The following is a 24,992-nucleotide window of genomic DNA, read 5'->3' as shown; positions in this document are numbered from 1 at the left end:
ATTTAGATCAAGAATTGAGAGGAGGTGTTATTTATACCTGAGGATTTGGTGGAATGATTTGATCCAGCTCTTTGTCGGTCATATTGTCTAATTCATGTAGATCAGTTTTGATTTTCCATTGTGTTTCATCTTCGACAGGCTGTGGTAAACGCGCTTCAAGCCAGTCGCAAACCACATCGGGCGGAAAATCTGGGTGATTACATTGAATGACCCAAGATAGAAATTTTTTAGCTTCACCATTCATATAAGGCGGAGGTGAAACTGGAAGAAATTGCGTTGGTAAACGCTCATGGGTCGAAATGTAATTGAGTACATGCCCCAGTTCTTGTACGGTTTGCCATGCTAGCGGGTGGTCGATATTAATTTGGAATTTAAACCACCACGCATGTTGACCATCCGTTCCATAAGAATCGATAAACTCTTGTTGCACACTTGGAACTTTAGAGAAAAATTGATGCAGTCGTTCAAAGCTTAATTCCGCCACAATGTTCAGCCTAATCCATGAAAAGGCTTATATTAGCATAAAGTGTGAAAAGCAAAATCGAGAATAGGTGAATGTAATAGCGCTACAAATCTTTGCGCAGCCTTCTATTTGTATGCATGTTTGGGGAAAGAATTAGGTTAAAATATCAACAAAGAACATTGGAAATAGCAGATGAAAGTAAAGTTCTATTTTGCATGTGGGATGATCATCTTGATGCTGAGTTCTAGCTATGCTTCAGCAGATGCCAATGGCTGGTCAAATTATCAGGGCACCAGTACAAAACGCCCGAATTATCGACCTTATCCACCGCAACCCCCATATCCGGATCGACCTTACCCGAATCGACCCTATCCGCCGCATGATCATCGTCCGCCAAATTGGGACCGACCACAAGCCAATGTCAGTATTAATTTACAGGCACCTACTTATACTCAATACAATCATCAAAGTACCAGTTATGTTTTTGGTGATGCCAATTCGCGCATTGAAAGTTCAAATTATCGGATTATCAATGATTGGCAACGTTTAGGGTTACCTGAACCGCCACAAAATATGTACTGGATCTTTGAAAATGGTCGCTATGTATTAGTCCCAAGATAAAAAGCTTCCCAACTTCCGATTTGAATGCAGACACAGAGGTCATGCTACGAAAGTAGGGAAGCTAGATTTAAAAGATTTAATTAAGCCAATTCATCATCTTCTGGACGTGGAGTTTTACCTAGCGGTAAGGGTTTATCATGATGTTTATCGCGTATGACGGAAGGAAACGTCCACGACGCATAACGCACAATTAAAATGGCTAGCGCAAGAATCAAAATTGAACCTGTAATAATTACCAAGTCCATATCGGCTTTATGATCATGTTGAATATCTGAAATCAAAAGACGGGTGAGGGCGGTAATTGCCACATAAATCAGAAAGCGGACAGGCATATGATTGGTTTTAAAATAAATCCCAACCATGGCACCCAATTCCAAATAGATAAATAACAACAGAATATCGTCAATGGTGGCGTATTGTTTAACGGTAAGAATTTCAATGACGGTATGCACGGCTGACCATGCCACCATACAGCCAATAATAAATAAGGCAATATAATGAAAGCTTTCAACCGCTAAATTACCTAATCGGTCGAGGAGGGTTTCAATTTTAACCACTTTAGGATCTCGTTCAGACATCTTTACCTCCTATTATTTGAAATAACAACTTATTCAATCATAAGCAAATTTCATGCACATGAACATTAGGGCATAAAAAAACGCCTGACAGAGCAGGCGTTTTTTATACTTAACGATTATGCTTGGCTAGTGAAGTAATCTTCGCTGAAGTTCATGATTAAATCAGAACCTGCTTTTACTTTAGCAATACGCATGTCTAATTCTGGAAGAATACGTTGTGCGAAGTATTGAGCAAGCGCCAATTTGTTTTGGAAGAACTCGCCATCTTTATCTTTTGCTGCATTGGCAATACGAGCAAACATGTAAGCGAAGCTTAATAAACCAACCGCGTGTAAGTAGTCAACCGCTGCTGCATTTGGGAATTCTACATTTTCTGCTGCTTGCGCAAGTACGAATTGAGTCAAATCAGCTACTTCTGTCGCGGCATCTAAAGTGGCATCTTTAATGAAGTTTAAGTCTGCATCTAAACCGTTGGCGAAATCACGAATTTCTTCGATGTATTCTGCAACGTAGGCGCCGTTACACTTAATAGTTTTACGACCAATCAAGTCTTGAGATTGAACGCCGTTTGTTCCTTCGTAAATCTGTGCAATACGTAAGTCACGTACACATTGCTCCATACCCCATTCACGGATATAACCATGACCACCGAAGCACATTTGAGCATCAAGCGTTGCTTGGAATGCAGTATCGGTTAAGTAAGCTTTTGCAATTGGTGTCAAAAGCGCAACGCGATCATTGGCTTTTTTCACAGCTTCAGCATCGGTAGAGAATTTGGTGATGTCTAACTGTTGACCCACATACACTGCAAATGCACGCGATGCTTCATTGTTCGCACGTACGTTTAACAACATACGACGTACATCACCATGCACTAAAATGCTGTCTGCTGGTTTGTTTGGAGATTTCACACCAGAAGCACTACGACCTTGTAAACGATCTGTCGCATATTGTGCCGCATTTTGGTAGGCAAATTCAGAAGCACCAAGACCTTGAATACCCATTGATAAACGTTCGTAGTTCATCATGACGAACATCGCCGCAAGCCCTTCGTTTTCTTTACCCACGAGGTAGCCTTTTGCACCGTCAAAGTTCATCACGCAAGTTGCTGAAGCTTTGATTCCCATTTTATGTTCGATTGAACCAGGTCCTGCGGCGTTACGCTCACCTACTGAACCATCTTCGTTCACAAGAAATTTTGGTACGATGAATAATGAAATACCACGTGAACCCGCAGGTGCATCTGGAGTTTTCGCCAACACCAAGTGAATGATGTTTTCAGCTAAGTCGTGGTCACCGCCCGTAATGAAGATTTTAGTCCCTGTGATGTTATAAGTACCATCTTGGTTACGTTCGGCTTTAGTTTTGATAATGCCTAAATCTGTACCTGAGTGTGGTTCAGTTAAGCACATAGTACCTGACCATTCACCTGAGTAGATTTTAGGTAAATAGGTTTCTTTTTGCTCTTGAGATGCATAGCTGTTTAACGCCATACCTGCACCGACTGAAAGTAATGGGTAAAGCATGAAAGACGGGTTGGTTGCGAACAGCATTTCATCAGAAAGTACAGTCAGCATTTTTGGCATGCCTTGGCCGCCCCATTCTTCTTCTGCACCTAAACCAATCCAACCACCTTGAGCATATTGTTGGAAGGCATCTTTGAAGCCAGCAGGTGTCGTCACTGCGCCATTGTTATAAGTTGCACCTTCTTCATCACCTGTACGGTTCAGTGGAAGCGTTACATTTTGCGCAAATTTCGCCATCTCTTCTAAAATAGCTTCTGCAGTCGCTGCATCTAAATGCGCTAGATTTTCGTTCGACTGCCAGAATTGTTCTGCGTTAAAAACATCATTTAAGATGAATTTCATATCTGCAAGCGGTGCATTATAAATTGGCATAGTTAGTTCACCTTTGTTGTATACATCATGTGCCGAGTGTGGAATAACACGCGATCACACGTATTATTGATAGAATTAAATTTAGCATTGATTACATAAAAAAAGGACCGTCAAAACCGACCAGTCCTTTTTTTTCAAATTAACATTGCAAGCAACATTAAAGTGTGATTAGAACGCGAAGTGTTCCGCATCTAATGACATTAATGGCTCTACACCACCAGCAATCACGTCAACGTGTGAACGAACACGTGGCAAGATTTTCTTGAAGTAGAAGCGAGCAGTGGTCACTTTAGCGTTGTAGAAATCTACATCAGTTGTACCAGCAGCAAGGGTTTGCTGTGCAACCAACGCCATTTGAGCCCATAGGTAAGCAAGCGTTACATAACCAGAGAAGTACAGGTAATCAACCGCGGCAGCACCAACTTCTTCTGGGTTTTGCATTGCACGCATACCAATTTGCATGGTGAGGTCGCCCCATTCTTTGTTGAGTGCAGCAAGTGGCTCAACAAATTCTTTCATTGCTGCATTGTCTTTGTTCGCTTCGCAGAATTTGTGAATAATCTTGGTGAAGTCTTTCAACATTGCACCTTGAGTACCCAAAACTTTACGACCTAACAAGTCCAAAGCTTGAATTTCTGTCGTACCTTCGTATAGGCATGAAATACGGGTATCACGAACAATTTGTTCCATACCATGTTCAGAAATAAAGCCGTGACCACCAAACACTTGTACGCCGTGTTTTGCAGATTCAGAACCTGTTTCAGTTAAGAAAGCTTTTGCAATCGGAGTAAGTAACGACAAAATGTTGTCAGAGTATTTACGCTCTTCTTCAGTTGCACCTTGCTCTACGATGTCGGCATGGAAAGACAATAAGTAAACCAATGCACGACCTGCTTCAGCAAAAGATTTTTGCGTTAACAGCATGTTACGTACAGCTGGGTGAACAATAATTGGATCAGCTTCTTTTTCAGGTGCTTTAGGACCAGAAAGTGAACGCATTGCTAAACGATCTTTCGCGTAGGCAAGCGCACCTTGGAAAGAACCTTCAGATGCAGCAAGACCTTGAACCGCTGTACCGATACGTGCTGTGTTCATGAAGGTAAACATACAGTTTAGACCACGGTTTTCAGGTCCAATCAAGTAACCTTTTGCGTTGTCAAAGTTGATGACACAAGTTGCGTTACCATGAATACCCATTTTGTGTTCAATTGAACCACAACGAACAGCATTACGTTCACCCAATGTACCATCAGCATTCAAGTTGAATTTTGGTACGATGAATAAAGAAATCCCTTTGGTGCCTTTTGGTGCACCTGGAAGGCGTGCAAGCACGATGTGAATAATGTTCTCTGCCATGTCATGTTCACCAGCAGAGATAAATATTTTCTCGCCAGTAATTGCATAGCTACCATCAGCATTCGGTTCAGCTTTAGTGCGGATAATACCAAGGTCAGAACCTGCATGAGATTCTGTTAAGCACATGGTTCCTGTCCAAACACCTGATACAAGGTTTGGTAAGTAAGTATCTTTTTGTTCTGGTGAACCGTGGTGTTCTAAAGTACGTACTGCACCGTGAGAAAGGCCAGGATACATACCCCAAGCCCAGTTTGCAGTACCGACCATCTCAGAGATTACGTTAGCCAAAGAAACAGGTAAGCCTTGACCACCGTATTGTTCTTCAGCAGAAAGAGAAGGGAAGCCTAACTCGATATATTTTTGGTACGCTTCTTTAAAACCAGTAGGTGTCGTAACTACACCATCATTCCAAGTACAACCTTCACGGTCGCCGCTTTGGTTGATTGGAGACAATTCATTTTCACAGAAATCAGCCGCAGCTTCTAAATATTGGTCAACCAATTCACGGCTTACGGTTTCTTGGAAAGCAGGAAGTTTTGCATAATGTTGTTCAGCATTTAGTAATTCATGCAAAACGAACTGCATATCACGTAAGGGCGCTTTGTATTGTGGCATGTCGGTTTTCCTCAATACTGGTTTTAACCAGCGTTATAATCCTAATAAACATGGTGACGTGCCTTCAATGACACGTTTTTAAGTACAAGTTAATCGTGCAACATCTTGTTATAAGGTACAAGCACTTGCCCCCCATTTCTTAGTGACTGTAAAGTCAAAAAAAGGTGGCTTGAATTTTCTAAGTACATTGAGTGTAAACGTTTTTATGTTTTTTTTAATGATACAAATAGTCAAAAAACGTAAAAAGTTATGTCCTCCATTTAGGCATAAAAAAAGACGCTTGCGGCGTCTTTTTTGTTGTAAATCTGCTTATGCAGCTGGAGGAGGTGCAATATTTGCTGTTGGTGCTGCATTCGGTTGTGGTTGATTTGGGAAGAAGCGTACTGAACATTTGCCTGAAAGCGTTTGTTCACCCGCTTTAATCTGAACGACTTTGCCATCGGCTTGACCATTACATGCAGTTTCAACCGCTTGTTGGAAGGCTTGTTTTTCTCTCAAGCGTTGATCGAACTGTTGCACCATTTGTTGACGCTGAGCATCTGTCAGTTTTTCACCACGTTGTGGACGCATCATGCCTTCATCACCTTGCATGGGAGGTTGCCCCATATGCATACCATGTCCACGTTTATGGTCGGGCTGGAATACCATATGACATTGACCATCAATGGTTTGTGTGCCCGCTTTAATCTGAACAGTTTGCCCAGCAGCTTTGCCATCACAGGCTTGTCGCATTTGCTTAAACATTGCTTTGTGTTCAGCACGCATTTGATCATGTTCAGCACGCTGTTCGGGCATCAAACGATCTGCATAACGACCATCCATATGATGATGGGAGTGTTCTTGAGGCTCTGGTGTTGATTGGCAAGCTGTTAAGGCCCCGACACTTAAAATACCGCAGGTTGCTAATACAATTTTTTTCGTCAAGTTCATTACAAGTTACCCCAGCACGCTATTTTTCATTTGTGCTTAAAGATTAAATAATAAAGATGAAGAAACAATGGAGGGTTTTTTGAAAAGAGGTTGGTTACAATAGTCCCAACAAAATAACAACTGAGCACCGCTGTTGAATACTCGACGTGTCCCGATTGCGTTACGCCTATTCTTAACTGTATTACTGACCACCTTAGTGATTATCACGCTAAGTCTGGGAGTATTGCATTGGACCATGCAAAAAAACTTTACTAAGTATGTAGCAGATGTCGAAATGCAAAAGCTCGATCATCTGATTTCCAACTTGGCGGGAGTCTATGCAGTTTATCATGATTGGGGTAATGCCATTCAGGCCCAGATTTTACAAATTGAAGGTCAGGCCGACCCTGATGATTATGACCGACTGTCGCATTGGTGGTTACGTCGACAATATGATATTGCCTTACAGCAGCGTTATTTTGAAGAACATACTTTTGTAAATTTACCACCAACACTGGCACGGGCAGATCAGGGGAAACCTTTGCTCGACCAAGAAGAGTTACGTTGGTTAGAGTTAAATTTACCTTCTGAATACCAACCCTTTGAAGGTTTAAAATTTCCTTTAAAATCGAATGAAAATGCATTCCGACCACCTGATCGTAAAGATGGACAGGCGCAGAATAAGTTAAAAGATAGCAACCAGAAAAAGCAATTTATTTCGATGCCAGACCGTTTAGGGTTGAGTTCGCGATTATCTTTGTATGATGCCAAACGACAATTTGTCGTGGGTGAACCATCTTCAGATCAGATTTCTTATCGCCCGATTATCGTCGATGATAAAGTGGTTGGCTATTTAGGTTTAAAACCCGTCCTAGATCAAGATGATGCTTTAAGTATCAACTTCTTTAGTAATCAAAAGCGCTATTTATTTTTGGTTTATGGCTTGACCATTTTAGCCAGTCTAATTGCTGCATTATTGCTGGCAACCTATTTTAAGAAACCGATTCAACGCTTGTTGAACGGTACACGTGAATTGACTCAGGGCAACTACCAACATCAAGTCAAAATTAACCGTAATGATGAATTGGGTGATTTATCCAATGAATTGAATCAATTGGCAGAAATTCTGGATCAACATGAAACTTCGCGTCGTCAATGGGTAGCCGATACTTCGCATGAATTAAAAACACCATTGGCTGTGTTACAAGCACAAATTGAAGCCATGCAAGATGGTATCCGTAAGGCAACTCCTGAGCATTTGGATGCCATGATGCGTCAAGTGAGTAGTTTGAAAAAACTGACTCAAGATTTAGCAGATTTAGCTCAAGCCGATGCTCAGCAATTGAAATGTTATTTTACGGCCGTAAATCCGTGGGACATGATTGTTCAAGAGGTAGAGAACTTCAAACCGAAGTTTGAACAAGCCAATCTAAAAGTCAGCGTGCAAGGTGATGCTCCTGTCTTACAATTAGATACAGACCGATTCAAACAAATTGTGGTCAACTTACTCAGTAATAGTATTCGTTATACCGAGTCGGGCGGACAGATTCAGATTCACACCGAGCAAAGTGCAACAGAGTGGAGTCTGTATGTGGATGATAGCCCGTATGGATTGACGGATGAACAATTGCAGCACTTGGGTGAACGATTCTATCGTGTGGATGATTCGAGAACCCGAAGTACCGGTGGAACAGGGCTAGGTTTGGCACTTTCATGTAAGATTGCTCAGGCACTCGGTGGATGCTTGCGTTTTGAGCATTCACCATTAGGTGGTTTGCGTTGCAAACTCACTTTTCCCAAACAAATGAAATCATAAAGGAAATATTCATGAAGCATATTATGCTGGTTGAAGATGAAGTTGAACTGGCTCAATTGGTCCGTGATTATCTAGAAGCAGCAGGTTTTGAGGTTAGTCTGTTTCATGATGGGCAGGAAGCCTATGACAGTTTTATGCAACGCAAACCAAGCTTGATGATTTTAGACTTGATGGTCCCTCGAATGGATGGTCTGACCATTTGTCGTAAGGTTAGAGAGCAATCTGACTTGCCAATTATTATGGTGACGGCACGAACAGAAGAGATTGATCGTGTGTTGGGGCTGAATATGGGTGCCGATGATTACATTTGTAAACCATTTAGTCCGAAAGAGTTGGTGGCACGTGTGCAGGCAGTTTTACGCCGCTTAGACCGTAAAGCTGAGCCTGAAGAAAATGGCTTGTTTCGCGTTGATAAAGCTCAACAACGCATCTGGTATCAACAAAAGACTCTCAACTTAACGCCAACCGAATTCCGCTTACTAGAATTGTTCCTTGAACATGTGGGACAAGTTTATTCGCGTGTACAATTATTAGATCATATTAATCCAGATAGCTTTGATGTGGCAGACCGTGTAATTGATAGTCATATTAAAAACTTACGTCGAAAAATTTCGGATGCAGCCGAAACAGGCAACCGTCATGAATGGATTCAAGCGGTGTATGGTGTCGGTTATCGTTTTGAGTATCCAGAAGATTAACTTATAATTTTCTGAGCGATAGAAGAAGCGGATAAGCCTTGGGTTATCCGCTTTTTTTATGGGATGAAGGCAAGGTAGCAATCAAAATCAGCCGTGCTTTTAAATCGTCATGTGGCGAAATGAGACAGAGCAATCGGAGATTTTAAAGTACAAGACTGGTTGATCGCTTGTGCAAGCGATACAATTCATTTTTTGTCAGATGAGCATGTGTTTTGAGCAGCGAGACGCCTAAACTTCAGCGCCGTTTAAAGAACCGCCATATCCAATTGATCGCTATGGGTGGTGCAATTGGTACGGGATTGTTCTTAGGTTCAGCACATATTATTGAGTCTGCTGGCCCATCTATTATTTTGGGTTATATGATTGGCGGTTTGATTGCATTCTTAATTATGCGTCAGCTCGGTGAAATGATTGTGCATGAACCTGTGACGGGGTCATTCAGCTACTTTGCTTTTAAATATTGGGGACGGTTTTCAGGCTTTTTAACGGGCTGGAACTACTGGGTGCTGTATATCTTGGTGGTAATGACTGAGTTGACCGCGATTGGTAAGTATGTGAATTATTGGTGGCCACATATTCCTGCTTGGGTCTCAGTGTTGGTATTTTTTGTGGTGATCACATTGGCCAATCTCGCCAATGTCAAACTGTACGCAGAGTCTGAGTTTTGGCTGTCGATGATTAAAGTTGTGGCGATTATCGCAATGATCATCTTTGGGGCTTACCTCTTGCTGACGGCTGATGTGGGTTCCACTGCTTCCATCACTAATTTATGGGTACATGGCGGGTTTTTCCCACATGGCTTTGAAGGCTTGTTTTATATGCTGGCCTTTATGATGTTTGCTTTTGGTGGCATTGAGCTGATCAGTATGGCGGCTGCGGAAACCGAAGATCCTGAAAAGAATATTCCAAAAGCAGTCAATCAAACGGTGATTCGGGTTTTTCTGTTCTATATTTGCTCGTTGGCGATTCTTTTGTCTTTGGTGCCTTGGAATCAATTGGATTTGGGCGGGTTAGATAAAAGTCCATTCGTACTTATTTTTAAGCAAATGGGCATTGAGTGGGCAGCCCATTTACTGAATTTTATTATTTTGACTGCATCAGTTTCTGTTTGTAATAGTGGTATGTATGCCAATAGTCGCATGCTGTTAGGTCTAGCAGAACAGGGCAATGCCCCACAAATTTTTAAGCAGGTTAACCAGCAAGGGACACCGATTGCGGCTGTATTATTTTCAGCATTACTGATTTTTGGTTGTGTGCTGTTAAATTACTTCTTGCCTGAAAAAGCACTGAGTTATCTGATTTATATTGTGGTCAGTGCTGCGGTGTTGAATTGGATGATGATCAGTTTGATTCATCTTAAATTTAGACAGAGTATGAAAAAACAGGGTATTCAGACCAAGTTCCCAGCGTTGTTTGCACCGTTTAGTAATTATTTTGTTTTAGTATTTATGTTGATGATTTTGTATATCATGTGGAATCAAGGTTTTATGCTTTCCGTGTTGATGCTTCCTGTCTGGATCTTCATGCTCTTTGTTTTATTTAAAACATTAAAGCCGACGAAAAGTTAAAGCGCAGGTGATGATGTGGAAAAGGACTCAATATGAGTCCTTTTTTATTGGGCTTTTACTTAGATAAGTCTGGATTTAAATCTGTGAAGCTTTCCGCTGGCGATGTGCCTATGTCACCTAGGGGAGGATTGTGAAATAGAATCCAAACTTTTCAACAATGGAATCAAATAAGCAACTGATCAGGAGACTGACCAAGATTTTACTGACTCTCAATGGGCCTTTGTCTGAGGTTTGCCATGAACTGTTGATTAACTTGGGTGGAGAGTGAGCGACTCTCACACTGAATCTTTTCGGATTGATATGTATAGGTAATTAAATAGACAAAATTGAGAAAGGAAAGATTGTATTTCTAACAAATTGAAGCAGTGAGCTATCAAGTTGCTGTTAAAGTACTCAAAAATTAACTTTAATGTCGTACGGCTTGGCTGCAACCATCCTGAAAACTATCCACAATTTCTGCGGATAATTTTGGGGGTAAGTCTGATTAAGCTAGTTTTTCTATGTACGTTTTGGCTTACACTATCTCAAGCGGATTGCGTCTAGGTCAGCCCTAAAATTTTTTATAAGATGCGGTTATGGAGAACAGGATGTTCCAAAACATAAAACAAAAATGATAAGTTCAACACTAGGATGTGAGGTACGACAGGAGTTATACCTAACAAATCAATACGAAAAAGCCCGACAGGATGTCGGGCTTTTTTATGATCTTTCAATTGCTCACTTCGCTTTTAGTTTCGAATTTTTTGTTCCAAGTGGGCAATACTGGAAAATGTTGAAAAGCTGTACAGCAGCGACCAGATTTATCCAAACTTATGATCAGTTTGATGACGTGATAAGGCTCAGCTTTAAAAAAGCAAAAGAAATAATTAAAATCTTCTTCATTCAATATTTAACTGATGGCTTTAAGTGCAGCGATCCGCTGTCTTTGTTGTTTATTCAGCTTGGATACCACGAGTTCATAAGAACTTTGCACCAGATCAATGACTAAATCAGGCTCTAGGTTTTCATCCTCATAGATTGAAATCCAATGTTTTTTATTCATATGCCAACCAGCATGAATATACGGGTAAATATCACGTAGCATCGCGCCGTGGTCAGGCGTAACTTTTACGTTACTTAAAGTTGCACCACTTAAAGATGAATTGAGCAAAAACATTTTATCCATGACTTTATACACATCACAGCCCTCGCCAAAGGGTTGACTACAGGTGACTTCTGGTAGGGCAAGTGCAGCTTTTGCAGCAATAAGGTGTAAGGACATGGTGATTATCACTCTAGTGGGTGAAGTCCTGTGGATAATGTTTAATTTATCCACAGTTTAAGCCAAACTTTTAAGATGAACAACTCACCATCACTTCAGGCACATCGTTCGGTAATGGAGCCAAATCTTCAGTTTTCTCTAGTGCCACATTTCGTTCAAACGGTTGGCTGAGTAGGTTAAATAAACGTTCGACTTCTGAAAAATCATTGCGCTCAGCCAGTTCAATCGCTTTTTGTGCCATGTGATTGCGTAGGATATAAACTGGATTGGCTTGTTGCATTGTTGCATCGAGTTCTGCTGTGTCTTGATTGGCACGAATCTGTTTGTACTGCTGAAGGAAACTTTCAAACTGACGGCGGTCAAGACAATCATCCAAAAGCAGTTGGTAGTCTTGATTTTGTAGACGAATAAAGCTTTGGGTGTAATCCAGTTGTTCAGATTGCAAAATTCTTAAAAAAAGCATGCCACAATCAAAGCTATCTTTATGAAAATCAGGTAAGCCCATTTTTTGACATAAACCTAAGCGATAATGTTCCAAAAAGGTCGGTTCATAATGGCTCAAGCAAGCTGTTAGATCTTCTTTCCATTGTTCTTTGTCATAGTTTTCTGGTCGTAGCGGGATTAAATTATTTAGCCACATCCATAAGTTCCAATGTCCAATACTGGGTTGTTGCTGATAGGTATAGCGGCCTTGGTAATCGGAGTGATTGTTAATCCAATTGGGACGGAAACGTTCCATAAAACCGTAAGGACCAAAATCTAAGGTTGAACCTGTGATATTCAAATTATCGGTATTCATAACGCCATGTGCAAAACCAACCAATTGCCATTTGGCAATCATGACGGCAGTTCGTTGTATCACTTGGGTGGCGAAAGCCAAGATTGGTTGTTCGGCGAGCAGGCATTCAGGATAGTGCCATTCAATACATTTTTGCGTAAAGTCAGCCAATAAGTCCGATTGATATTGATTAATCCACTCAAAATGTCCGAAACGAATATGGCAGTCAGAGGTTCTGAGCAGCATCGCACCCAGCTCTAATTTTTCACGTTGTACACCTTGAGTAGACGAAGTAAAACCGACCGCATTACTAGAAGGAATACCCAGCGCATTGAGGGCATGACCTGCCAGATATTCACGAATGACTGAGCGTAAAACCGCACGGCCATCTCCCATCCGCGAATAAGGTGTTTGCCCTGCACCTTTTAAGTGTAAATCAATGGTTTGTTGTTTTTGATCAAGGATTTGGGCAATCAGTAAACCGCGACCATCACCGAGTTGACCCGCCCATTGTCCAAATTGATGCCCTGCATAAACCATCGCAAGTGGGGGAAATTGAGCAAAGGTTTTTTGTCCGCTACAAATTTCAACCCAATTTGCTTGTTCTTCGGCAGTCCATTGCAGTTCTTCTGCCAAGGCTTGGTTGAAATGACCTGCTTTTGCTCCGACCAAAGGTAAGGGCATTTGTTGATGGTACAGTTTTGGATTTAGGGTTAAATAGCGGGAATTAAAAAGCATAAGATTGGATCAGACGGATGAACTCTACCCACTATAACAAAACCATCACTCAAAAATGAATAAAGCTTCCATTGAGGAAGCTTTATTCAGAATTCAGAGGCTTTCAGTATTATTCAGAAACCGTATTTTTCTTGATATTACGCATTAAAACTTTAAGCGTTTGACGATGATGACCTAAGCGTTGCTCGACCAATTGGAAATCCATTTTTAATTTATGGTCCATTTGGTTGATTTTCTCTGCCACAGATGCTTTCTTGGCTTGAATTTCCTGTTCTTTCAGTTTCGCCCAGTCGTTCAGTGTATGGGTAAATGCTTCGTATTCTTGAGCAATACGAGTTTTTACATTCGCCATATCTTCATTGACATTGTGACCGTAAACCGCCAAATCCTGTTCAGCATATTTAAACTTCATCGCAAGTTCGGCTTTCTTAATATTAAAGCTTGGAATACGACGCAAGTTTTTTGCTAGCCCGAGTTTTGAACACGACCAGATTAACCATTTGGTCGGATCATACTGCCACCATTTCACACCATTACGATAGTCATATTGGAAAATGTGGTGATAGTTATGATAACCCTCGCCCCAAGTGGCAATCGCAAGCAAGAAGTTATCACGCGCAGTATTTTCGTCTGTATATGGGCGCTTACCCCACATATGGCAAAGTGAATTAATGAAGAAAGTCACATGATGGCTCAGGATTAAACGGACTAATCCACCCAAAAGTAACACGCCCCACATATCGCCTACAGCCCAACCGATAGGTAATAAAATACCTGTATGTACTAAAATGACTAAAGGTACATAGTATTTATGTTGGAACATTACCAATTTGTCATTTAGCAGATCAGGTGCATTTTTAAAATTAGGCTCTGCTGCTGGATAGTCATGTAACATCCACCCCATATGGGCAAACCAAAAGCCTTTATTGATTGAGTACGGATCTTTTTCTACATCATCTACATGGCGGTGATGGGTACGGTGACCAGAAGACCAAAATAAAATACTGTTCTGAACGGCAAAAGTACCCATAATCATGAGAATGATTTTTAAAGGTAGTGTCGCCTCATAAGCACGATGTGCCCATAAGCGATGATAGCCCGCAGTAATACCCAAACTACTCATACCTAATAACACAATCATGCTGACCCACGCACTTGTGCTAAAATCATGATTAATGGCATAGAGTGGAACAGCGATAACTGCAACAATAGGTAAAAAAACCAGTGCAAAAATTGCAATCCAGTTAATTGGGGCTTGAGGTAGGGGAGGATTCATCTCCAACAGCACTCCTAGAAACCTGATACAGGTTAAAATTGAGGACTTAAATCACTACAAGTTGTAAGGATTAAGATTCTGGCATATTAGCATGAGCAACAATCGTACTCTAGCATTATTGTACAGTTGTATTGTACTAAACAGTAACAGAATAAGACCATGCTAAGATTGAATTTATCGTAACCAGTCGGCTATTTTTATTGGTTGCTTAATTTATTTCTATTGTACTTTAGGTCAACTGCTGTACTCATCTTAACTTGAGCTGAATTCTGCCGACTAACGAACCAATTTTCACTCCACATGAAGCTGTTGCTGCATTAATTTAGGGAAATCAGTAATCAGGCCATCAATACCACATGTTTGCAAATGTTTGGCACGCTGCACATCATTGACCGTCCAAACACTGACTTTTAATCCCGCAGCGTGGGTAGCTTGAATTAATGCATCGCTTGCCAATTGATTCATCCAGCCAATACGGCTACAGCCTAATGCCAGTGCTTGTTCAATGGCACGTTCTTGGATGTCCTCTTCAATCAGAAGTCCTCTTTTAAATCGCGACTTAGACTGTTGTAAAGCTTGATGAATTTTCAAATCAAAACTGGTGATGACTGCATTATGCTCAAATCCTGTCAAAGCTTGTTCTAAACTTTGAATCAGTTTCTCTGCAGCTGCAAAATCATTCACGGCTTTTACTTCCACTTCTAGATGAGAAAATTCACGTAGAACGTTAAGGCTTTGTTCTAAAGTAGGCGTCACCTGAGGTTGCCAGTCCATCCAGATTGCAGCCTGATTGTAGTGAGCTAAGTCATTCACTGTACAGGTGTAAAGATTTTGATCAATTGAGGTCGTGCGTAAAAAGTTATCATCATGCATGACCACCAATGTGTCATCTTTGAGTTGGCGCACATCAAATTCGACGGCACGAATGCCTAAGTCATTTAAATATTGAAATCCACCTAAGGTGTTTTCAGGTGCTTCACCCCGTGCGCCACGATGTCCGATAATTTGCATGTCTACATCCGCTTAGTGATTACTCTACTTTGATTATTACGGAGTTATGTGAAATTTCACAGTCCATGGGCTTATATTTGACTTATTTTTTAGAAATTTAAACGCTAAAGAATGGTTTGAATAATCATAAAAATAAAGTTTGATTAAGAGAATTTGAACAGTGCAAAAGTTATGATTGAGACTGAAGATTGATGACCTAGCCTCAATCAAGTTGTTTTTTAAATCGTGTCGTTAATATTTTTTTGCCAAAGAACTTCACTTCCTCCTTCTGCGCGTTGCAAGGTACGTGAAGCGACAAACAACCAGTCAGAAAGTCGGTTTAATAATTGTAATGAACTAGATTGAATATTTTGGTCACGATGCTGTACTGCCATCAGGCTGCGCTCAGCACGACGGCAAACGGCACGGGCTTGATGGGCAAAGCTACAAGCCAATGTACCTGACGGTAGAATAAAATCTTTGAGCATGGGTAAAGATTCATTCATGTGATCAATGTCTTGTTCGAGGTATTCTATCGAGATTGGCTGCACCAAGTGATAGTTGGGAATACAGACCTCACCACCCAAGTCGAACAACCAGTGTTGAATTAGACTTAAGCTTTTATCCCATGCTGTTTGTTCTGCAATATTACTTTGGCTGATTTGTGCACGTAGAATGCCAATACATGCATTCAGCTCATCGACATCACCGAGTGCAATAATGCGTAAATCATCTTTGGCTACACGAGAACCATCGCCAAGTCCTGTGGTTCCTGTGTCACCTGTACGGGTATAAATTTTACTTAAACGGTGGCCCATAATATTTCCTAGGTTTAAATGAAAAAAAGGATAATGCCGGTCAAAACATTATCCATAAACTGCGCTGTTTTTAAATTTTTTTGAGTCTTTAAGTTAAATTAATAACGGAAAGTGACTCCTGCGGAAGCTAGGCGACCACCATTCACATAATAGTATCCGCTACCATAAGATGTCGTTTTGTATTCAACATCACCAATATTCTGAATATTCGTGAATAATTTAACGTTAGGATTTACATTCCAGAATGCATTTACATCAACAGTGGCATATCCTGAAATAGTGCTATTTTTAGGTCTAGATTTAGCTGAAAGTGATGCACTAATGCCATACACTTCATTTTGTAGTCCTGATGTCAAAGTTAGACTTTGGCGTGAACGACGAGGCAGGTCTTGATCAGTTTTCTTGTCTTTTGGTTGTACATAAGCATATGAAAGATTTGTAAATAACTCATCTTTTGCCCAATCAAGGTTAAATTCGCCACCAGTGAAAGTTGCTTCCTTTACATTGAAATTTTTACCATTCTGCCAAGTAATTAAGTTATCAACCTCATTTCGGTATGCAGATAATCCCATTGTTAAGTGATTTGTAAGTTGTTGGTCGAGCCCAATTTCATAGGAAACACTTTCTTCTGGTTTTAATTCAGGGTTTCCACCCCAGCTTAATGCATATAAGTCATTATTCGTTGGAGCACGGAAAGCAGTACCAATATTGGTGTAAATACTAGTAGCTGGTAAAATTTGATAACGTGCAGCAGCTTGCCCTACGGTATGAGTACCAAATGTCTCATGATCTTCTACACGGACACCTAATTGGGTGTGTAGTTTTTCAGATTGGTATTGGTGTTGAACAAAATAGCCTGTGCTATCAACTTCTTTGTCATAGTCCACGCCATAATAACCACTACCTGAAAGAACGTCAGACTCGACATTTTTCGTTGCAACCCCGGCCAAGATATTCTGAGTAGGGCTAAATTGCCATTTACTATAAAGTTCAGCTTCTTTTGTTGTATTGTAGATTGCATCATGAGAATCATTTTGCTCAAGATCATCTTTGAATTGAGATAAGCGAGCATGAAGTGCAAAGTTATCGCTTAGGTTTACACGACCTTTAACATTAATGATTTCATTTTTAAAATCTTGAGAGACATTTTTTAGACCAATCAAATTCCAATTCGCATCATTGATACCATCAACATAGGTAGAAGTACCCTGATTCTCTGAGTAATCAACTGATGCAGCATATTGTTCTTTCTCTATGCCGAATTTTGCACTAAAGCCTTTTTGATCATAGGCTCCTGCATTGACTTGAGCATCCTTGAAGTCTGTAACTTGTGTCCCGTCAGATTCTAAGCGTTGACCCCGAATTTGCGCATAAATTCCATTCTCAGCCAAATCTGCGCCAATGACAGACTTATAGGTACTGTGCTCACCGATTTCACCAGTTACAAAAGCCCCAGTTTTTTCTGGTGTTTTAGAAACTAACTGGACTACGCCACCAATTGCATCTGTACCATATAGAACGGATGCAGGACCTTTAAGTACTTCGATTTGCTTAATATCAGTTGTATCAATAAATGCTAGTGAAGCAGAACCAGCAGAACCTGTGTTAAGGCGAACACCATCACGTAATACAAGAGTATGAGTTGAATTTGTTCCACGAGTAAAAATTGATGCTGCTTGACCATAACCACCGTATTGCATCATATCGATAGAAGCATCACTCATGAGCAAATGTGGTAATTCTGCAATAGGAGATTGTTCAACAATTTGTGGTTCAATGATTGAAATACGTGCAGGAACGTCTTTAATTTTTTCTTCAGAACGGGTTGCAGTTACCACCAAAGTGTCTAAAGATGCATTCACAACATTCGTGTTGTCTTGTGCAGATGCAGACGTAGAGAAACCCATCGCAATAGCGATTGCGCCCACTAAAGCAGTAGGCTGAAATAAATTTGGCATGCTGGCTCCATACATTCACCCCCCGTGAATGATTGAGTTAAACGGCGCGATAAGCAGGTCTCCGGACTTAAATATAAATATTGCGAACAATATTGGTATACCCATCTTCCCACACGAGTGCAGTGATGTAAGTGCAAGCACTTATAAAGATATACGTTTCGTTTTACCGTTGCGGGGGCAGTGTTGGATTTACACCAACTTCCCTAAAGCATAATGCTCAGACTTATTGCATTTGGGCGCAGTATACGGTTTGTATGCGAATTAAACAATCGATGTAAAGATTTTTCAGGATGAACTTTACGCAAGGCGAAAAAATTGCATTACAATGATTCGCCCAGATATTTATAGATCAGCTATAAATAGGGCTGAGCTAGAGTCATAAATATGCGAACCCGTGCCAAAATTTGTGGAATTACCCGTAGTCAAGATATTGATGCTGTGGTCAATGCAGGGGCAGATGCAATTGGTTTTGTATTTTTCCCGCCTAGTCCACGTCATGTGAGTGCAGATCAAGCTAAAGAACTCGTTCAACATGTGCCTGCTTATGTTCAAACAGTTGGCTTGTTTGTAAATGCAACTGCGGATGAGATTGCAGATGTGCTAAAACAAGTTGCACTGGATATCATTCAGTTTCATGGTGATGAAACACCCGTAGACTGTCAGATGATTGCGACACAAGTCGGGCGTCGTTGGTATAAAGCCATTCAGGTGAAACCTGAACTGGATGTGGTCGCAGAAGTGAAACGCTACCAACAGGCAGGGGCAAGCGCAGTGCTTTTAGATGCGTGGCATCCAGAATTAAAAGGGGGAACAGGACACAGTTTTGACTGGTCACAATTCCCTAAGCTTGATATTCCTTTAATTTTAGCTGGTGGTTTAACTCCCGCTAATGTTGAAGACGCTATAAAGACGACTGGGGCTTATGCTGTAGATGTCAGCGGAGGCGTAGAATCTGCTAAAGGTATAAAAAGCCAACAACTTATAGAAAACTTCATGCAAGGAGTCCATCGTGGATCAGCAAAGTAATGTGATTGACTATACCCAATACCCAGATGAACGTGGGCATTTTGGTATCCATGGCGGACGTTTTGTGTCAGAAACTCTAATGGCAGCATTAGAGGATTTAGAAAAGCTCTATTTCCGTATGAAAAATGATGAGCAGTTTCTGGCAGAATTCGACCGTGACCTCGCCTACTATGTAGGTCGTCCTAGTCCTTTATATTATGCTGAGCGATGGTCAAAAGAGTTGGGCGGTGCGCAAATTTACTTAAAACGTGAAGACCTGAATCATACAGGCTCGCATAAAGTGAATAACACGATTGGTCAGGCTTTACTGGCTAAACTTTCGGGTAAAAAGCGAATTATTGCGGAAACAGGTGCAGGTCAGCATGGTGTTGCAACAGCGACGATTGCCGCCCGTTTAGGTCTTGAGTGTGTAGTATTCATGGGTGCAGAAGACGTGAAACGTCAAGCCATGAATGTGTACCGTATGCGTTTACTCGGTGCAACCGTTGTGCCTGTGGAAAGTGGCTCTAAAACATTAAAAGATGCCATGAACGAGGCGATGCGTGATTGGGTCACCAATGTGGATTCAACTTATTATGTGATTGGTACAGTGGCAGGGCCACATCCATATCCACAGCTAGTTCGTGATTTCCAATCGATTATTGGTCGCGAAGCACGCCGTCAAATTCAAGAACAAGCAGGGCGCTTACCTGATGCCTTAGTTGCTTGTGTTGGTGGTGGTTCAAATGCTATGGGCTTGTTTTATCCATTCTTAAATGATGCTGAAGTTAAAATGTATGGTGTTGAAGCCGCAGGTTACGGTATTGAAACAGGGAAACACTCTGCACCGTTAAATGCTGGTCATGTTGGTGTTTTACATGGTAACCGTACTTACTTGATGTCGGATGAACAAGGTCAGATTATTGAAACGCATTCGATTTCAGCAGGTTTGGATTATCCAGGTGTAGGTCCTGAACACAGCTTCTTAAAAGACATGCATCGTGTTGAATATGTGCCAATCAATGACCAAGAAGCTCTACAAGGTTTCCGTGATTTGACGAAAATTGAAGGAATTATTCCTGCGCTTGAAAGTGCACATGCCATGGCTTATGTCACTAAACTTGCACCAACGATGTCTAAGGATCAAATTATTATTGCGACGGTTTCTGGTCGTGGTGATAAGGACTTAATGACCGTGGCACGTATTGATGGTGTGGAAATGGTTGAGATGTAAGTACTTCTTTGGAGCCTCCCTATTTGGGAGAGCTTTGAAGGCCATATTTAAAGAATCGTGTGGGGTGAAAGCTCAGCACGATTTTTTTTGAAATTGAAGTTTATCCAAAACATGAATAAGAGAAGGCGACATGGATGTTGCCTATTGAGTCGCCTTACAGGGATGTAATGTCTGCTCGACAAGATGGTTTTGTTACTTTTGCTGAAACAAAAGTAAGATATTTCCTGCCAATGAAAACTTTGGTCAAATCTATCTTATTTGTATTGGTCGTAACGTTATTTAAATTTTGACGGAGTCTTACTGCTTACACCTCAAATGTAAGGAGTTCATAATGTTACTTTGGATAAGCCCAAAGTAACCAAAGGCATCGTCATTCGCAAAACTCGTCTTATACTTTCATGTGATTAATGGAGTCGCAAAAACATCTCTCTAGAAGTGTGGTTTACCTCGAACAATTGCGAATGATGCTTCCGTGAAGCGCCTGTTAGCTATAAAAAATATCTCAAAAAAAGGAAAGAAAATGCCTAGTCTATTTATGGTTATGCTTGGTGGTCGTCATGTACGTGCCAATACCGAAGTCCATGATGTTGTATTTGCTGTGGGTGACAGCCTAGAAGACACGTATACACAATTAAAAAATGCATGGTTTGGTGAACAAAAAGGCTTACATATTGATGCTTGGGCAAGGGTGAATGGTGTCGAAAGTGCAGGAAAAAAATACCAGATTCAGTTTAGTGATGCTCAACCTCAAGTCGCAGATCAAAAGCTATCGCTAATTAATTTAGGCGGCTATGACGCACGTGAGTTTGGTGAGTTACACCGTTATGTGTTAGTCGTTGCTCCGCATGCCGCGGAGGCAAAGCAAAGAGGGAAGCAATATTTCGATGAAAAATGGCAAAAGCAACATACAGATCGTGTTTTAGAAGTAGATGACTGTATTGCCATTGATTGTATACATGGTCGTTATGTACGTCTGGTTGAAGCTGACTTTGATGCAAACACGAGGGAAAATACTTATCTTATCTTATCTTATCTTATCTTATCTTATCTTATCTTATCTTATCTTATCTTATCTTATCTTATGTTAAATGTTTAATTTTAAACATTTTAAGTGCGTTGTGCTGATATAGTATTTTTTATGCTAACATTGGGTGAGTAAGAAATGATCGATACTTGCTGCATAAAAAGAACGCAGAAAATTCTTAATGTGACATGCTGTATAGGTCAAAGCAGATCTAGCGATATGTGAAATGGAATTGGATAAATGGATTTAATTCAGTCGAATGGGCAGCCACATTATGGTCGCTTTAATGCATTACCTCAAAATATTGACGTTCAAAAATACCAATATAAAACTCCTTATGGAGAGGTGTTAGAGGGTTGGCGTAAACGTTTAAAATATAAAAAATTTAAATTCTGCTCAATTCAACATGAGTATTACACCATTGGAATAGCCATTGCCGATATTGCATGGGCAGGGCATGGTTTTTTTTACGTTTATAACCATCTTACGCAGGATGTTATGGAATGGAATGCCATTAATTTCTTGGCCCGTAACACACTTTTAGATGAGCAACCTTTATATAACCAAAGTTTTTTTCATAAATCACCGTTTCAAATTGAAATGCAACATGCCAATGGGGTGCGTTATATTCGCGTGACTAAATATGGCGAAATTAAACTGAATGCCCGTATTTTCTGTGCTGGAACACAACCCTTGAGCATGTGTAGTCCAACAGGAATTAATGGCTGGACCTATACCCAAAAACTCACCACACTGGGTTGTGAAGGCTATTTTGTGAATAAGCAAAATGAAGTGGTGCAATTTCATGACAAAACTTTTGCTTCTTTAGATGATACGTGCGGATTTCTTCGACCTGAAACAGCCTGGTTTTGGTTATCTTGTAATTTCTGGGATACCAATAATCAACGAATTGGACTGAATTTAGCCTCAGGGGTCAATGAAAGTTTTGGTAATGAGAATTGCTTGTGGGTAAATGGTCAGTTGTTTCAATTGACGGATATTTTATTTGAGCATCTTGAAGAAGGGCATTGGAATATCCGTTCTTTGGATCAACGCCTCAACCTAATTGTTACGACCAGTTGGCGTCGTTATGAAAATTTGAACTTAAGATTGGTCGGTAGCCAGTTTAGTCAGTGGCAGGCACGTATCAGTGGTAGCATTATATTGGACAATCAAGAAATTGTACTGGTCGATGAGTATGGCCTTCTAGAACAACATTATGCGAAATGGTAGGGGGCTCTTCAAGCCGCCTCTACATTAGGACTGTTGATTTAGGAGGCAGCTTGATCGAACGTATCTTATTTTTTACTTTGTGCTGCTTGCCAAAAGGCTTCGCCTGCTTGAATAGGGTCGTTGGTTGCAGCAAGGGTATCGACCCACACATTGTATTGACGAATAATCGGTTGTTGGGTTGGGTGAAATCCTTTTTTAAACCAATCAAAATATTGTTTGCGAATACTGGTTAAGGTGCCTTTACGACCAAAGAACCACGGCAATCCTTTCATAATCATAATGAAGCGTTGCCAGCGACTAAAGCCATCATGTCTTAACATGACATTAGCACGATAGAGCGTAAAGCCAATCATCATAAGCGTGGTGAGAATGAGTGCCCATCGACGCATTGACTCTGATACTTCGCCCACTTGTTGCATCACATCAAATGCGACATCCCGATGCTCCATTTCTTCAATTGCATGCCAAGCCAAGAGCGCACGTACATAAGGATGAGCATTGGCTAAAGTTTCTTTTTTACCATAAAAGGTTTCTGCCATTAAGGCCGTCAAATGCTCTGCCGCTGCTGTCATTGCAATATTGTATTGAGGGGAGCGCTCTTCAAGTTCGAACTTGAATACTCGGTTAATTCGTTGAATAAATTGATCTACAGGCATACCTTGTGCACGCATGACTTGGTTCATTTTTTCATGCGCGATACCGTGTTGGGCTTCTTGGCGAATGAAAGCACCGACACGTTGTTCTAACTCGGGATCCGTGATTTTATCGCGAAACAAGCGTACCGATTGAATAAAGTAACGCTCGCCATCTGGAAAAGTGAGGCTTAACGCGTCAAATACACGGGTTAAAAATGGGTCATTGTTCATCCAGAAGCGGGGTACCTGATCTAATTTAAAATCGAATTCGGTACGAACAACAGGATGAACTTGATTTCGGACTATTGTATTCATCGTTTTTTACTAATAGAACCTTCGATAAGAGCAGTATGTCGATGTTTATCGGAGAAGTTTTGACAGTACTTGCCATTTTTTATACATTTTATGCCATATCGAAAATAAAAAAATGTCAAACTGACAGGTAGAGCCATGTATACATTACAAATTCCGAATGGCTTTTTTCATCTATGGCACAGCTATCTTAAATCACGTCATATTGATGGTTTTGCATTTCCTTTCTCAACGGTGCAAAAACAACAGTTGCATTACATTTTATCACAACCAATTGATGCGCAATCATCGTATGCTTTATTTATTGATTTAATACAACAAACAGAAAAGCAACTCAACTGCCCTCATCTTATTTTCGATATTGTGCAGCATATACAACCTGAACATTTTGGTGTATTGGGCTACATCGCATCGAAAAGTACCAGTGTCGCAGAAGCTTTACAGTTTATCTTGCGTTTTAACCGTTTAGTGATTGATGGGCAGGAAACGCTGCCTATGCATATGTCACAAGTAGATCAGAGCATTCATATCCATTGGGGATTTTCTCACAGCGAGCATGTACTGATTAATGAAATGACTGTTGCTGCAATGGTGCAATTGGCTCGACAGATTTTTTCTTTTGATCAATTCGCATTGAAAAATTTATATTTTGCGCATGCGCCACGTTGTGCGGTTTATCATTATCAGCGTTTTTATGGCTGTGATGTATTTTTTCATCAAGTGCGTTATGCCTTAGAGTTGAATCGTGAAAGTTTATTACTGAAGTCTCAGCAACCCGACCCATCGCTTAATCATTTGCTACTTAAACATGCCGAAGAGGTGATTGCAGCAAAATCTGCGCATATCACGCTCATGACCCATTTACATACACTTGTGGCAGAGTATTTAGTATTTCATCAAGATGTGCCAAAGCTGGAATGGGTAGCGCAAGAGCTGCATTTATCGGTACGCACTTTACAGCGGCAGCTCAGTGAATTTGACAGTTCATTTAAAAAAATTATTGAAACGGAACGAATGAAACGTTGCGATATTTTGCTACAGCAAAAAATGAGTTTGAGCGAAGTGGCTTTAGCACTGGGGTATTCAGACCAGTCAGCTTTGGCACGTGCTTATAAGACGGCAACAGGACAGACGCTTTTAGTTCGTCGACAACAACTCAAGCTGCGTGAATGAGATAAAAAAGCGGTTCATTGAACCGCTGGAATTGA

The 24,992-nt window shown here is 40.8% G+C and carries 21 protein-coding genes and 1 riboswitch; of the genes, 9 read left to right on the top strand and 12 right to left on the bottom strand.

Going from position 1 to position 24,992, the window contains the following annotated elements:
• Nucleotides 1-31: 31 nt before the first annotated feature.
• Nucleotides 32-484 carry a hypothetical protein gene (locus MP622_RS11450; protein ID WP_044738720.1) on the bottom strand — a complete coding sequence of 151 codons (453 nt, stop codon included), beginning with the start codon at nt 482-484 and terminating at the stop codon, nt 32-34.
• A gap of 171 nt (nt 485-655) precedes the next feature.
• Between MP622_RS11450 and MP622_RS11445 the strand changes: the two genes are divergently transcribed.
• Nucleotides 656-1,084: an RcnB family protein gene (locus MP622_RS11445; protein ID WP_243791040.1), complete on the top strand. Its 429-nt coding sequence runs from the start codon at nt 656-658 to the stop codon at nt 1,082-1,084.
• Nucleotides 1,085-1,164: 80 nt separating this feature from the next.
• Here MP622_RS11445 and MP622_RS11440 read toward each other — a convergent pair whose 3' ends face one another.
• The 4 genes from MP622_RS11440 to MP622_RS11425 all read right to left on the bottom strand — a co-directional run bounded on the left by MP622_RS11440 (nt 1,165) and on the right by MP622_RS11425 (nt 6,461).
• A complete protein-coding gene (locus MP622_RS11440) occupies nt 1,165-1,662 on the bottom strand; it encodes a phosphate-starvation-inducible PsiE family protein (protein ID WP_016168189.1) in 498 nt (165 codons plus the stop codon).
• Between the two features lie 116 nt (nt 1,663-1,778).
• Entirely contained in the window at nt 1,779-3,560 is a 1,782-nt protein-coding gene (locus MP622_RS11435) for an acyl-CoA dehydrogenase C-terminal domain-containing protein (protein ID WP_044738722.1), read from the bottom strand.
• A 168-nt stretch (nt 3,561-3,728) separates the two neighbouring features.
• Nucleotides 3,729-5,531, bottom strand: coding sequence for an acyl-CoA dehydrogenase C-terminal domain-containing protein (locus MP622_RS11430; RefSeq protein WP_044738723.1), 1,803 nt, complete (start codon nt 5,529-5,531; stop codon nt 3,729-3,731).
• 309 nt (nt 5,532-5,840) lie between these two features.
• Entirely contained in the window at nt 5,841-6,461 is a 621-nt protein-coding gene (locus MP622_RS11425) for a hypothetical protein (protein ID WP_104441111.1), read from the bottom strand.
• Nucleotides 6,462-6,594: 133 nt separating this feature from the next.
• Between MP622_RS11425 and baeS the strand changes: the two genes are divergently transcribed.
• The 3 genes from baeS (at nt 6,595) to MP622_RS11410 (ending at nt 10,522) form a co-directional block, all read left to right on the top strand.
• Complete coding sequence (gene baeS / locus MP622_RS11420; protein WP_243791039.1) at nt 6,595-8,256, top strand: sensor histidine kinase efflux regulator BaeS; 1,662 nt, start codon at nt 6,595-6,597, stop codon at nt 8,254-8,256.
• 11 nt (nt 8,257-8,267) lie between these two features.
• Nucleotides 8,268-8,954, top strand: a complete 687-nt coding sequence (locus tag MP622_RS11415) for a response regulator (RefSeq protein WP_016168184.1) — start codon at nt 8,268-8,270, stop codon at nt 8,952-8,954.
• Nucleotides 8,955-9,166: 212 nt separating this feature from the next.
• Nucleotides 9,167-10,522: an amino acid permease gene (locus MP622_RS11410; RefSeq protein ID WP_243791037.1), complete on the top strand. Its 1,356-nt coding sequence runs from the start codon at nt 9,167-9,169 to the stop codon at nt 10,520-10,522.
• 889 nt (nt 10,523-11,411) lie between these two features.
• Here the strand turns inward: MP622_RS11410 and MP622_RS11405 are convergent.
• The 6 genes from MP622_RS11405 to MP622_RS11380 form a co-directional block, all read right to left on the bottom strand.
• Entirely contained in the window at nt 11,412-11,783 is a 372-nt protein-coding gene (locus MP622_RS11405; protein WP_243791035.1) for an MmcQ/YjbR family DNA-binding protein, read from the bottom strand.
• Nucleotides 11,784-11,853: 70 nt separating this feature from the next.
• Nucleotides 11,854-13,299: a protein adenylyltransferase SelO family protein gene (locus MP622_RS11400; protein ID WP_243791033.1), complete on the bottom strand. Its 1,446-nt coding sequence runs from the start codon at nt 13,297-13,299 to the stop codon at nt 11,854-11,856.
• 109 nt (nt 13,300-13,408) lie between these two features.
• Entirely contained in the window at nt 13,409-14,575 is a 1,167-nt protein-coding gene (locus MP622_RS11395; RefSeq protein WP_243791031.1) for an acyl-CoA desaturase, read from the bottom strand.
• 291 nt (nt 14,576-14,866) lie between these two features.
• On the bottom strand, nt 14,867-15,586 hold the full coding sequence (locus MP622_RS11390) for a glycerophosphodiester phosphodiesterase (RefSeq protein ID WP_243791029.1): 720 nt from the start codon (nt 15,584-15,586) through the stop codon (nt 14,867-14,869).
• 218 nt (nt 15,587-15,804) lie between these two features.
• Nucleotides 15,805-16,383: a cob(I)yrinic acid a,c-diamide adenosyltransferase gene (locus tag MP622_RS11385; RefSeq protein WP_044738732.1), complete on the bottom strand. Its 579-nt coding sequence runs from the start codon at nt 16,381-16,383 to the stop codon at nt 15,805-15,807.
• 98 nt (nt 16,384-16,481) lie between these two features.
• Nucleotides 16,482-18,341, bottom strand: coding sequence for a TonB-dependent receptor (locus MP622_RS11380; protein WP_151504486.1), 1,860 nt, complete (start codon nt 18,339-18,341; stop codon nt 16,482-16,484).
• Nucleotides 18,342-18,375: 34 nt separating this feature from the next.
• A riboswitch (cobalamin riboswitch) is annotated at nt 18,376-18,583 on the bottom strand.
• Nucleotides 18,584-18,725: 142 nt separating this feature from the next.
• Between MP622_RS11380 and MP622_RS11375 the strand changes: the two genes are divergently transcribed.
• The 4 genes from MP622_RS11375 (at nt 18,726) to MP622_RS11360 (ending at nt 22,837) form a co-directional block, all read left to right on the top strand.
• Nucleotides 18,726-19,367: a phosphoribosylanthranilate isomerase gene (locus MP622_RS11375; RefSeq protein WP_243791028.1), complete on the top strand. Its 642-nt coding sequence runs from the start codon at nt 18,726-18,728 to the stop codon at nt 19,365-19,367.
• On the top strand, nt 19,351-20,580 hold the full coding sequence (gene trpB, locus MP622_RS11370; RefSeq protein WP_243791026.1) for a tryptophan synthase subunit beta: 1,230 nt from the start codon (nt 19,351-19,353) through the stop codon (nt 20,578-20,580). The genes MP622_RS11375 and trpB overlap by 17 nt, the downstream gene beginning before the upstream one ends.
• A gap of 520 nt (nt 20,581-21,100) precedes the next feature.
• Complete coding sequence (locus tag MP622_RS11365) at nt 21,101-21,676, top strand: DUF1543 domain-containing protein (protein WP_243791024.1); 576 nt, start codon at nt 21,101-21,103, stop codon at nt 21,674-21,676.
• A gap of 168 nt (nt 21,677-21,844) precedes the next feature.
• Nucleotides 21,845-22,837 carry a DUF2804 domain-containing protein gene (locus MP622_RS11360; protein WP_243791023.1) on the top strand — a complete coding sequence of 331 codons (993 nt, stop codon included), beginning with the start codon at nt 21,845-21,847 and terminating at the stop codon, nt 22,835-22,837.
• A gap of 65 nt (nt 22,838-22,902) precedes the next feature.
• On the opposite strand, the gene MP622_RS11355 is transcribed toward MP622_RS11360, so the two are convergent.
• Nucleotides 22,903-23,787: a metal-dependent hydrolase gene (locus tag MP622_RS11355; RefSeq protein WP_243791021.1), complete on the bottom strand. Its 885-nt coding sequence runs from the start codon at nt 23,785-23,787 to the stop codon at nt 22,903-22,905.
• 135 nt (nt 23,788-23,922) lie between these two features.
• On the opposite strand from MP622_RS11355, the gene MP622_RS11350 reads away from it, so the two are divergent.
• Nucleotides 23,923-24,957 carry an AraC family transcriptional regulator gene (locus MP622_RS11350; protein ID WP_016168170.1) on the top strand — a complete coding sequence of 345 codons (1,035 nt, stop codon included), beginning with the start codon at nt 23,923-23,925 and terminating at the stop codon, nt 24,955-24,957.
• Nucleotides 24,958-24,992 lie beyond the last annotated feature (35 nt).

It is taken from the genome of Acinetobacter sp. PK01 (assembly GCF_022819285.1).
GTDB classification, from domain to species: Bacteria; Pseudomonadota; Gammaproteobacteria; order Pseudomonadales; family Moraxellaceae; genus Acinetobacter; species Acinetobacter tandoii.
Note: the sequence above shows the minus strand (reverse complement) of the source record. Positions and strands in the feature narration are given on the sequence as shown.